Annotated in this window: 2 protein-coding genes (1 of these 2 running past the window's edge); both read left to right on the top strand. The window is 76.3% G+C overall.

All coding sequences use genetic code 11. The features are described from left to right. Positions 1–3,642, top strand: the 3' portion of a protein-coding gene (locus ACQP17_RS01120) for an SDR family NAD(P)-dependent oxidoreductase (RefSeq protein WP_433854471.1). The gene continues 3,315 nt to the left of window position 1, outside the view; 3,642 of the gene's 6,957 nt are visible here — the last part of the coding sequence; its start codon lies beyond the left edge, outside the window; it ends in the stop codon at positions 3,640–3,642. Next, entirely contained in the window at positions 3,639–12,914 is a 9,276-nt protein-coding gene (locus ACQP17_RS01115; RefSeq protein ID WP_433854470.1) for an SDR family NAD(P)-dependent oxidoreductase, read from the top strand. The genes ACQP17_RS01120 and ACQP17_RS01115 overlap by 4 nt, the downstream gene beginning before the upstream one ends.

The raw sequence follows: 12,914 nt of genomic DNA, 5'->3' as shown, positions 1-12,914 counted from the left end.
GCCCTCGTCCGCGACTCGCTCACCGCGGCGGGAGTGGACCCCGCCGACCTCGGCTACCTGGAGGCCCACGGCACCGGCACCGGCCTGGGCGACCCGATCGAGATCACCGCCCTGGAGCGGGCCTTCGACGCCGTCGGCGCGGGCCGGGGGCCCTGGCCCGTCGGCTCCGTGAAGTCGAACATCGGCCACCTGGAATCGGCGGCGGGCATCGCCGCCCTCACCAAGGTCGTCCTCCAGATGCGTCACCGCGCACTGGTGCCCTCGCTGCACGCCGAGCCGCTCAACCCGGCGGTGGACTGGACGGATTCGCGGTTCCGCGTGCAGCGCACCCTGGAACCCTGGAACCCGCCCGCGGACGCTCCGCGCACCGCGGCGATCAGTTCCTTCGGCGCGGGCGGCGCCAACGCCCACGTGGTGCTGGCCGAACACCCGCTCGCGCGCGGCCCGCAGGCCCCGGAAGACGGCCGTCCGCAGCTCTTCGTGCTCTCGGCGAAGGATGCCACCCGGCTCGACGAGACCGTGGCGCGGATGCTCTCCCACCTCGACCGGGCCGGCCGGGGCGCGGGCCCCGAAGCCCTCGACCGGATCCTCACCGAGGTCGTGGGCTTCCCCGTCGATCCCGCTGAACCCTTCGCGGAACTCGGCCTCGACTACCCGCGCCTGACCCGCCTCGCCCGCCGCATCGAGGAGGAGTACGGCGTCCGGCTCCACGTCGACGGGGGGACGACCCCGGCCGAGCTGACGCGCCGCCTCACCACTACCGGCGGCGGCGTGGACCCGGCGGCGCTCGCCTTCACGCTCTGGTCCGGACGCGACCACCTCGACGAGCGGCTCGCCGTCGTCGCCACGACGACGGCCGGGTTCGCCGACGCGCTGCGCACCGGCACGGGCCGGTACCGCGGACGAAGGCGCCGTTCCGCCGCACCGGTCCACGGCGACGACCTGCGCGAGCTGGCCCGGGGCTGGGTCGAGGGCGCCGCGATCAGCCTGCCCGCGCCCGACCGGCCGCGACGGCTCTCGCTGCCCGGCTACCCCTTCGCCCGCGAGCGGCACTGGGTCACCACCACCCGCACCCCGTCCGGGAGCTCGCCGGGCACGGCCGAAGAGGTCGAACTGCCGGACGGACACGTGTTCAGTGAGCGGCTCTCCACGGCGGAGCGGCCCTGGCTGGCCGACCACACCGTGGACGGCGTCGTCCTGGTACCCGGGACGTACTTCATCGACCTGGCCCTGCGGGCGGGAGCCCGGCTGCACTGCCCGCGGATCGCCGAACTCGTCACCCACACACCACTGGCATCGGGCGAGGCCGACCTGCGCCTCGTCGCGGACCTCGCCGAGCCCGACGGCACGCGGGCCTTCCGGATCCACGCCCGCACCGGGGACGGCGACTGGACGAGCCACGTCACCGGCGTCCTCGCTCCCGCACGCGAGGAGCCCCCGGCGTCCCCGGCCCTGCCCGCCGGCGCCGAGGAACTCGACGTCACCCGCCTCTACGAGACGCTCACCGGCTACGGACCCGCCTTCCGTGGCCTGCGCCGCGCCTGGCGCGGCGCCGACGCCGCCTTCGCGGACGTCGCCGTACCCGACGGTGTCGCCGACGGGGGCCCCGGGGCGCACGCGCTGCACCCCGTACTCCTCGACGCCGCCCTGCACACCGTGGCCCTCACCTCGGCCCTCGACGGGGACAGCCCCTACCTGCCGTTCGCCTGGTCCGGTGTACGCGTCCACGCCCCGGGAGCGACCGCCGCCCGGGTACGGCTGGTCCACCACCGGGCCGACGCGGTCGGGCTCCTCCTCACGGACCACGCGGGCGCGCCCGTGGCCTCCGTCGACTCGGTCGTGCTGCGCCGGGCGGACGCCCCGGCCGAGCCGCTCCACCACGTGGAGTGGCTGCCCGTGGAGACCCCCGAGCCGTCACCGGGGGCCCGCTACGCGGTCGTCGGCCCGGACCCGGAGGGGATCGGCGCCGCCCTGGCGGCCTCCGGAGCACAGATGGTGCGGGCCGCGGACCTCGATGCCCTGACGGACGTGCCGCCGGTGGTGGTCCTGCCCGTCCCGGCCGCCCCGTCCGGCGCCGCCGAGGGGGCCGCGGTCGCCCGCGCCCTGACCACCGAGGTGCTCGGCCGGCTCCAGCAGTGGCTCGCCGACCGCCGGTTCGCATCCGCGCGGCTGGTCCTCGTCACCACCGCCCCCGGCCCGGCCACGGCCGCGGTCTGGGGACTGGTGCGCTCCGCCCAGTCCGAACACCCGGGCCGCTTCGGCCTCGTGGACGCCGAGGACCTCGCGCCGCTGCACCGCGCGCTCGGTTCCGACGAACCGCACCTGCGCCTGCTCGACGGCCGGGTGCTCGGAGCCCGGCTGGTCCGCGCACCGGCCGCGGTGCCGGCGCCCGCACCGCGCCCGGCCGGCACCGTCCTGGTGACCGGTGCGAGCGGCGCCCTCGCCGGACCGGTGGTCCGCCACCTCGTCGAGCGGCACGGCGTACGCGACCTGCTGCTGGTCAGCCGCAGCGGCCGGGTCCCGGCCGGGCTGGCCGGGCTGGACGCCCGGGTCGAGGCGGCCGCCTGTGACGTGGCCGATCGCGCCGCCCTGCAGACCCTGCTGGCCGGCCGCCGGGTGACCATGGCCGTGCACGCCGCGGGCGTACTGGACGACGGAGTGGTCACCGCCCTCGACGCGGACCGCCTGGAGCGGGTGCTGCGCCCCAAGACCGAAGGCGCCGCCCACCTGGCCGACCTGCTGCCCGAGGCCGAACTGGTGCTGTTCTCCTCCGTGGCGGGCGTACTGGGCGGCCCCGGGCAGGGCAACTACGCAGCCGCCAACGCCTTCCTCGATGCCCTCGCCCGGGAGCGCGCCGCAGCCGGCCGCCGGGCCGTGTCCGTGGCCTGGGGGCCGTGGGCGCTCGACGACGGCATGGCCGCCGACCGGGACCGCCTGGCCCGCGGCGGCATCGAACCGCTTCCCACCGGGGCGGCCCTCGCACTGCTCGACGCGGCCCTCGCCGGACCGCACCCGGCGGTCACCGCCCTGCGGCTCGGGCGCGGTCCGGTCGCCGTCGTACCGCACGTGCTGCGCAGCCTGGTGCGCACCACGGCGGCAGCCCCCGCCGCCGACCCGGGTCTGGGCCGCCTCGGTCCCGACGAGCGGCGCGCCAGGCTGTCGGCGCTGGTCCGGGGACAGGCCGCGGCCGTCCTCGGCTACGCGGACGCCGGCACGATCGAATCCGACCGGTCCTTCCAGGAACTCGGCTTCGACTCGCTGAGCTCCATCGAGTTCCGCAACCGGCTGGGCACGGCCGTCGGTCTGTCGCTGGAGGCCACGCTCGTCTTCGACCACCCCACCCCGGCCGATCTGGTCACCCACCTCGACGAGCGGTTCACCGGCGAGTCCGAGGCGACCGACCTGCCGACCCTGTTCGCGGCCTTCGACCGCCTGGCCGCCGCCCTCACGGCGGCGGCCACCGACGACGTGTCCCGCGACCGCACCGCGGAACGCGTCCGCGGCCTGCTCGACCACCTGACACCGCACACCGCGACAGCACCCGTCACCGCCTTCGCCTCGGCGACCGACGACGAGGTCTTCGCCCTGATCGACGCCGAGCTCGGCAGCCCGCTGCCGGGACTGGAGGAACGCTCCCGATGACCAACGAGGACAAGCTCCGCGACTACCTGCGCCGGGTGACCGCGGAACTGCAGTCGACGCGGCAGCAGCTGCGCGAGGTGGAGGAGCGATCCGCCGGGCCGATCGCCATCGTCGGCATGGCCTGCCACTACCCGGGCGGCGTCGAGTCCCCCGACGACCTGTGGTCGCTCGTCGCCGAGGGACGGGACGCGATCACCCCGTTCCCCGGCGATCGCGGCTGGGACCTGGACACACTCCACCACCCGGACCCCGATCACCCGGGCACGACCACCGTCCGCGAGGGCGGATTCCTGCACGGCGCCGCCCGGTTCGACGCGGGATTCTTCGGGATCTCGCCCAAGGAGGCACTCCACACCGACCCGCAGCAGCGGCTGATCCTCCAGACGTCGTGGGAGGCCGTCGAGCGCGCCGGCCTGGACCCGAGCTCGCTGCGCGACAGCCGCACCGGCGTGTTCACCGGCGTCATGCACCACGACTACCCGGGCGCCCAGGGCGCCGGCAGCGTCGTCTCCGGCCGCGTCGCCTACCAACTGGGCCTGCGCGGCCCCGCCCTCATGGTGGACACCGCCTGCTCCTCGTCGCTCGTCGCCCTCCACCTGGCCGTCCGCTCCCTGCGCCGGGGCGAGTGCGACATGGCCCTCGTGGGAGGGGCCACGGTGATGGCCACCCCCGCCGCCTTCGTGGAGTTCAGCCGCCAGCGCGGCCTGGCCCCCGACGGCCGCTGCAAGCCGTTCGCCGCCGGGGCGGACGGCACCGCCTGGTCCGAGGGCGCCGGCGTCATCGTCGTCGAACGCCTCGCGACCGCCCTGGCCGCCGGCCGCCGCGTACTCGCCGTGGTCCGGGGCACCGCCGTCAACTCCGACGGTGCCAGCAACGGCCTCACCGCACCCAACGGCCCCGCCCAGCAGCGCGTCATCCGCGAGGCCCTCGTCGACGCCGGACTGACCCCCCAGCAGGTCGACGCGGTGGAGGCACACGGCACCGGCACCCCCCTGGGCGACCCGGTGGAGGCCCAGGCCGTGCTCGCCGCCTACGGCAGGGAGCGCACCCAGGCGCTGCGCCTGGGATCGGTCAAGTCCAACATCGGGCACACCCAGGCCGCCGCGGGCATCGCCGGGATCGTCAAGATGGTCATGGCCATGCGGCACGGGGTACTGCCCCGGACCCTGCACCTCGACGCCCCGACCCCGTACGTGGACTGGTCGGCGGGCGGCGTGGAACTCCTCGCCGAGGACGCACCCTGGCCCGCCGGTACGGAACCCCGCCGGGCCGCCGTGTCCTCCTTCGGGGTCAGCGGCACCAACGCCCACGTGATCCTGGAGGAACCCCCGCCGCCGGTGGACGACGGGACCGCCGTACGGCCCGACGCCGAGCGGCCGGCAGCCCTGGCGAGCGCAGAGAGCGCTGAGCGCGCCGAGAGCGCCGAAAGTGACGAGACCCCCGTGCCGCCGCCCGCCGGGCCCGGCCCCCTGGCCTGGACCGTGTCCGCCCGCTCCGACGCCGCACTGCGCGCCCAAGCCGCCACCCTCACCGCCTTCCTGACCACGCACCCGCAGGAACCGCGCCCCGAGGACGTGGCCCTCTCCCTGGCCACCACCCGCGCCGCCCATGAGCACCGTGCGGTCGCCCTCGGCGGCGACCGGGCCGAACTCCTCGCCGCACTGGACGACCTGGCCGCCGGCCGGCCCTCGCCCGCCGTCGTCGAAGGGACCACCGGGCCGAGCGGCGGCGTGGCCTTCCTCTTCCCCGGCCAGGGTTCGCAGTGGCGGGACATGGCCGTGCGCCTGCTGGACACCAACGCGGTGTTCCGGGAACGGATAGCCCGGTGCGAGAGCGCCCTGGCCCCCTACGTGGACTTCGAGCTGACCGCCGTTCTGCGCGGCGAACAGGACCTGGACCGGGTCGACGTCGTCCAGCCCGCGCTGTTCGCCGTGATGGTCGCCCTCGCCGAGGTGTGGCGCTCCCTCGGCGTCCACCCGGCCGCTGTCGGCGGACACAGCCAGGGCGAGATCGCCGCCGCCTGCGTGGCCGGCGCCCTCACCCTCCAGGACGCCGCCCGCGTCGTCGCCCTGCGCAGCCGGGCCCTGACCACCCTCTCGGGCCGCGGCGGCATGATGTCCCTCGCGCTGTCCGCCGACGAGGCACGCGAGCGGCTCCGGCGCTGGGACGGCAGGCTGTCGCTGGCCGCCGTCAACGGCGCGGCCTCCGTGGTCGTCTCCGGCGACACCGACGCCCTCGACGAACTCCTCGCCGCCTGCGAGGAGGACGGCGTACGCACCCGGCGCGTCGACGTGGACTACGCCTCGCACAGCGCGCACGTGGAAGGCGTCCGCGCGCAGATCCTGGAGGCCCTCGCCCCCGTCCGCCCGCTCGCCCCCGAAATCCCCTTCTTCTCCTCCGTGGAAGGCCGCTGGATCGAGGCCGCCGACGCCTTCGACGCCGACTACTGGTACCGCAACCTGCGCGAGACCGTCCGCTTCGACGAGACCGTCACCGCCCTCGTCCGGCGCGACTGCACCACCCTGCTGGAGGTCAGCCCCCACCCGGTGGTCACGACCGCCGCACAGGAGACCGTCGACGCGCTCGGCACCGACACCGCCGTCGTCCACACCCTGCGCCGCAACGAGGGCGGCCCCGAGCAACTGCTGCACGCCGTCGCCCAGTTGTACGTGAAGGGCGTACGCCCCGACTGGTCCGCGCTCTGGCCCGAAGCCCGCCGGATCGACCTGCCCACCACCACCTTCCGCACGGAGCCGTACTGGCTGAGTCCCGGCCCCGGCACCGGCGGCGCGGGCGCCCTGGGCCTCGACGAGGTCGACCACCCCATCCTGCGCGCCGCCCTGCCCGCCGCCGAGGGCCTGGTGCTCACCGGCCGGCTCGGCCTGGCCGCCCAGCCCTGGCTCGCCGACCACACCGTCGAAGGTCAGGTGGTCCTGCCGGGCGCCGCCCTCGCGGAGCTCGCCTCCCGGGCGGCGGACGAGGCCGGCTGCGCCGCCGTCGACCAGCTCACCCTGCTCACCCCGGTCGTCCTCCCCGACGAGGGCGACATCCGGCTGCGCGTGGACCTCACGGCCCCGGCCGAGGACGGCTCGCGCGGACTGATCCTGCACACCCTCACCGGGGCGGGGCTATGGACCACGCACGCCACCGGCGTGCTGCTGCCCGACGCCGCCGAACCGGTGGCCGCCGCCACCGCGTGGCCGCCGGCCGGCGCCGAACCCCAGGACGTCGAAGCCCTCTACGCGACCCTGGAGGACGCCGGCCTGACCTACGGCCCGGCCTTCCGCGGCCTGCGGGCACTGTGGCGGGGACGCGACGGGGACCTCCACGCCGAGGTCGCACTGCCCGACGCCGACCAGGCCGGCGCGTTCACGCTCCACCCGGCCCTGCTCGACGCGTGCCTGCACCCCGTCGCCCTCGGCGGGTTCCTCACCACAGGAGGGGGCCGCCGCCCGGCGCTGCCCTTCGAATGGCAGGGCCTGCGCCTCCACGCCGCAGGCGCCGACACCGTGCGCGTGACCCTGTCCGCCGCGGGCCCCGACGCCGTCCGCCTCACCCTCACCGACACCACCGGGGCACCCGTCGCCTCGGTCGACTCCCTCGTGCTTCGCGAGCTTTCGGCGGGCGCTCTCGGCCGCCCCGACCGGGGCGATCTGCTGCGCCCCGACCGGGTGACCCGGGCCCTGCCCGGCGGCGCGCACGAGGACTACGCCGTACCGGACCCGGAACTCGCCCGGCAACTGGGGAAGCAGCCCACCCAGGACCCCGCGCCCCACGTCCTGGTGCCGGCTCCGGCAGGCGAGCCCGGCGAGGCCGTGCGCGGTGCGCTCACCCTCGTCCAGGACTGGCTGGCGGACGAGAGCCGTACGGATTCCACGCTCGTCCTCGTCACCCGCCGGGTCCACCACGACGTGGCGGAAGCCGCCGTCGCGGGTCTCGTACGGTCCGCCCAGCTCGAACACCCCGGCAGCTTCCGGGTGCTGGACCTGGCCGATCTCGACCCGACCACCCTCGCCGCGATCCCCGCCGCCCTCGCCGCGGACGAGCCCCAGCTCACGCTGGCGTCCGGCACAGCGACCGTGACCCGGCTGGTACGCGCCCTCCCCGCTCCGGCGGGGACCGGCACGCTCGGCAGGACCCTGGTGACCGGCGCCTCCGGCACCCTGGGTCAGCTCGTTGCCCGGCACCTCGTCCACGCACACGGCGTGCTCGACCTGGTGCTGGCCGCCCGACGCGGCGCCGACGCCCCCGGCATGGCCGCCCTCCTGGAGGAGCTGGCCGCGGCCGGGGCACAGGTCCGTGCCGTCGCCTGCGACGTCACCGACCGTGCCGATCTCGCGGCCCTGGCCGGCGGAGATTCCTTCACGACCGTCGTCCACGCCGCGGGCGTCCTCGACGACGGCCTGGTGACCGGCCTGACCCCCGAGCGCCTCGACCGCGTGCTCGGAGCGAAGCTCGACGCCGCGCTCCACCTCCACGAAATGCTGCCCCAGGCACGCCTGGTGCTGTTCTCCTCGGCCGTGGGCATCCTCGGCGGCCTCGGCCAGGCCAACTACGCCGCCGCCAACGCCGGTCTCGACGCCCTGGCCCGACGCCGCCACGCCGCGGGCCTGCCGGGGATCTCCCTGGCCTGGGGCCTGTGGGACGCCACCAGCGGCATGACCGACGGCGTCGACCGGGACCGCCTGGGCCGCTCGGGCTTCCGGCCGCTGCCGACCGCGGACGCCCTCGCCGCCCTGGACACCGCCCTGGCCTCGGACGAGCCGGTGCTCGCCCCGATCCGGCTCGACCCCGGCGCCCTGCGGGCCCAGGGAGCGGACGTCCCCGCGCCGCTGCGCGACCTGTCCGGGAAACCCGCACGCCGCGCCGCCGCCCCCGGTGGCGGCGCCGCCGTCTCCGAACTGGCCGCCCGCCTCGCCGGGAAGACCGGCCCCGAGCGCCTGCGCACCCTGCTCGACCTGGTCGTCGGACACACCGCCGCCGTCCTCGGACATGCCTCGCCGGAGGCGGTCGACCCCGGCCGGGCCTTCAAGGAAGCCGGCTTCGGCTCGCTCGCCGCCGTCGAACTGCGCAACCGCCTCGCCAAAAGCACGGGCCTGCGCCTCCCGGCCACCCTCGTGTTCAGCCACCCCCATCCGACGGCGGTCGCCCGCCACCTGGACGAACTCCTCGCGGGCACGACCCCGGCGGCCGCTCCCGCGGTCCGCGCCGCGGCCGCCGACGAGGACGACCCCGTCGTCCTCGTCGGCCTCGGCTGCCGGCTCCCCGGCGGCGTCCGCACACCCGACGACCTCTGGGAGATGCTGGTCCACGAACGCGACGGCATCGGCCCGTTCCCCGACGACCGGGGCTGGCCCCTGGAGCGCCTCTACGACCCCGACCCGGCCGCCCCCGGCACCACCTACACCCGGCACGGCGGCTTCATGGCCGACGCGACCGCGTTCGACGCCGCCTTCTTCGGGATCGCGCCCCGCGAGGCCGTCGCCATGGACCCGCAGCAGCGGATCCTGCTGGAAACCGTCTGGGAGGCCTGCGAGGACGCCGGCATCGACCCGGCCTCGCTGCGCGGTAGCCGCACCGGCGTGTTCGTGGGTGCCATGTACCAGGACTACGGCCGCCTCCTGGAGAACGCCGCCGCCGAGGGCTTCCTCGCCCCCGGCGTCGGCGGTGGCGTCCTGTCCGGACGGGTCGCCTACACCTACGGCCTGGAAGGCCCGACCGTCACCGTCGACACGGCCTGCTCCTCCTCGCTGACCGCCCTGCACCTCGCCGCGCAGGCGGTACGGGCGGGGGAGTGCGACCTTGCGCTCGCCGGCGGAGTCACCGTGCTCTCCACACCGGTGCCCTTCGTCGAGTTCAGCCGCCAGCGCGGACTGGCCGCCGACGGACGCTGCAAGCCCTTCGCCGCCGCGGCCGACGGCACCGCACTCGGCGAGGGCGCCGGAGTGGTGCTCGTCGAGCGCCTCTCCCGGGCCCGCGACCTGGGCCACGAGGTGCTGGCCGTACTGCGCGGCAGCGCCCTCAACTCCGACGGCGCCAGCAACGGCCTCACCGCCCCCAACGGCGCGGCCCAGGAGAAGGTGATGCGCGCGGCGCTCGCCGCCGCCGGCCTGCACCCCGCCGATGTCGCCGCCGTCGAGGCGCACGGCACCGGCACGGCCCTCGGCGACCCCATCGAGGCGCAGGCGCTGCTCGCGGTCTACGGCCAGGACCGGCCGGCCCCGCTGCTGCTCGGCTCGCTCAAGTCCAACGTGGGACACGTCCAGGCAGCCGCCGGCATCGCGGGAGTGATCAAGGCGGTGCTGTCCCTCCGCCACGGCCTGCTGCCCCGGAGCCTGCACATCGACGAGCCCTCCCCGCACGTGGACTGGACCGCCGGCGACATCGCGCTGCTCGGCCGGGCGCAGCCGTGGCCCGAGGGGACCGGGCCGCGGCGCATGGGAGTCTCCTCCTTCGGCATCAGCGGCACCAACGTGCACGTCCTGATCGAGCAGGCACCGAGCCCCGAAGAGCCCCCGGAGCCGCTGCCCGCCCTGGACGGAGTCCCCTGGCTGCTGTCGGCACGCTCAGAGCAGGCCCTGCGCGGCCAGGCCCGCCGACTGCTGGAGTCGGACACCTCCGACCTCCCCGCCGTGGCGCGGGCCCTGTCCACCACCCGGGCCGCACACCGCCACCGGGCCGTGGTGAGCGGCGCCGACGCACCGCGCAGGCGCGCCGCCCTCACGGCTCTGGCGTCCGGCGGAACGGCCGACGGCCTGCGCCGGGCCCTCGCCACCGGGCAGCGGCTCGCCCTGCTCTTCACCGGGCAGGGCAGCCAACTCCCCGCGATGGGAAGGGGCCTGTACGAGACCTTCCCGGTGTACGCGCAGGCCTTCGACGAGGTGTCCGCGCACTTCCGGCTCGACACCCCGCTGCGTGAAGCGGTCTTCGCACGGGACGACCTGCTGGACCGCACCGAGTACACCCAACCGGCCCTCTTCGCCCTCCAAGTGGCCCAGTTCCGGCTGCTGTCGAGCTGGGGCGTCACCCCCGACTCCCTGATCGGGCACTCCATCGGCGAGCTCTCGGCGGCCTGTGTCTCGGGCCTGGTACCCCTCGCCGACGCCGCCGCCCTCGTCGCCGCCCGCGGCCGGGTCCTCGGACAACTGCCGGCCGGCGGAGCCATGGTGGCCGTACGGGCGACGGAGGAGGACGTCCTCGCCGTCCTGGAGGGCCGCGCCGACCGCGTGGGCATCGCCGCCGTCAACGGCCCCCGGTCGGTCGTCCTGTCCGGGGACGAGGAGGAGGTCCTGTCCGCGGCCAGGGAACTGTCGGAGCGCGGGCACCGTACGCGCCGGCTGCGCGTGGACGTCGCCTTCCACTCGCCCCGCGTGGATCCGGCGCTCGCCGAGTTCCGGACCGCCGCCGCCGAGGTCCGCTTCGGACGGCCCGCCATCCCGGTCGTCTCCACCGTCCGCACCGCCCACGCGATGGACACCCCCGACTACTGGGTGGACCAACTGCGCGGCTCCGTACGCTTCTTCGACGCCGTCCGCGAGGCCCACGACAACGGGGCCACGGCCTTCCTGGAACTGGGACCCGACACCGTCCTGGCACCGGCCGTCGAGTCGTGCCTGCCCGGCCTCCCGGTGCGGCCCGTCTCGCTGCTGCGCCGCGACCGCGACGACGTCCGCACCGCCGTCGAGGCTCTGGGGCTCCTGCACACCCACGGAGTGGAGGCCGACTGGCCGGCCGTCCACGCCGGTCGTCCTGCCACCCGGGTGCGGCTTCCGAAGTACGCCTTCCAGGACCGCCGTCACTGGCCCGAGCCGGCCGACGTGGCACAGGCCGCGCCCGCGCCCGTCTCCGCAGCTGAGGCGGAGGAGAACGGGCCCGCGCTCGATCCGCTCTGGTCGGCCGTCGAGAGCGCCGACCTCGGCGCCGCCCTCGACCTGCTGGACCTGCGGGGCGACGAGACACCGGCCCAGGTCCTCGACGCCCTCTGCCGGCTGCGCTCCGGGGCGGCGGCGCCGGTCCTCCAGGGGGCGCGGTGGACACGGGTGCCGGACGGTCCCGCCCCCGAACTCGCCCACGACGTCCTGCTGCTCGCCCCCTCCACGGGCGACGAGGAACTGGCCGACGGGGTCGCGGGCGCCCTGGTCCGGCACGGAGCCCGGGTCCGCTCGGGCGGTACCGAGCGCCCGGACCTCGTGCTGGCCCTGCCCGGCACCGAACCGGCCGCCGGGGCGGGGGTGCCCCGGTGGGCCCTCGTCGAAGGCGGCGGCGTGGTGCCCGCCTGCGACCACGCCGTGACCCTCCCGAAGGAGCTCGACGCGCCCGCGCGCAGCCGCCTGTGCGCGGCCGTGGCCGAGGGCTACCGGGAGACGCGGATCGAGCCGGACGGGCTGTTCGTGCGCACCTACGAACCGCTGGACCGCACCGGCGTGTGGCGTCCCGAGGGGGACGTCCTGGTGGCCGGCCCGGCGGACGCGCTCACCGCGGCGACCGTCGACGCCGTGCTCGCGTCCGGGGCGCGCTGCCTGGTGGCCGGCGGCGCCGACCGCCCGGCCGGCGCGCTGGAGTTCGGGGACGCGGAGGGGCCCGTACGGCTCGCGGCGGCGATCGTCCGGTCCGGCAGCGGCTTCGAGGACGTGGCGGCGCCGTTGGTGGCCGTCGTGTCCGTGGGCGAGACCGTGCGGGAAGCGGGCGCCTCGCTCGCCGTGGCGGTCCACCCCGACCTCGACCCGAGGGCCGCGGTGAGCGGGCTGTGGCGGGCCCTGTCCACCGAGGAGACGGCCGTACGCCTCCTGGACCCCGCGCACGTGACGCGGACCGCGCCGGCCACGAATCCCGAGGAGGCGAGGGAAGAGGTGACGGAAGAGGCGACGGACCTCACGCCGGAGCCCGGGCCCGAGCGGGAGCACGAGTCCGAGCCGGAGCCCGGGCCCGAGTCGGAGCACGAGTCCGAGCCGCGGCCCGACGGTCCGCGGCCCCAGGACTCCGACCTCCGGGCCACCCTCGCGGGACTCCCCCGAGAGGAGTGGCCGGAGGCCGTGCTCGGCGGTGTGCGGAGCCTGGCGGCCGCCGTGCTCGGGTACGAGTCCGCGTCCGAGATCGACGCCGAGGGAGAGTTCTTCGACATGGGCCTGACCTCGGTCACCGCGCTCGAACTGCGCGACCACCTGACCGGCTTGACCGGCTTGGAGTGGCCCGCGGACCTCCTCTACGAGTGCCCGACACCGCAGGCGCTGGCCGACCTCGTGGCCGAGCAGCTGAGCGCAACCCCTGCCTGA

The sequence above is a fragment of the Streptomyces kronopolitis genome, assembly GCF_050953795.1.
Taxonomy (GTDB): Bacteria; Actinomycetota; Actinomycetes; order Streptomycetales; family Streptomycetaceae; genus Streptomyces; species Streptomyces kronopolitis_A.
This window is presented reverse-complemented; position numbering and strand designations above follow the sequence as displayed.

What these genes read in the sequence shown, in the direction of transcription:
- ACQP17_RS01115 (WP_433854470.1), top strand. Translation starts at nt 3,639, where the DNA reads ATGACCAACGAGGACAAGCTCCGCGACTACCTGCGCCGGGTGACCGCG.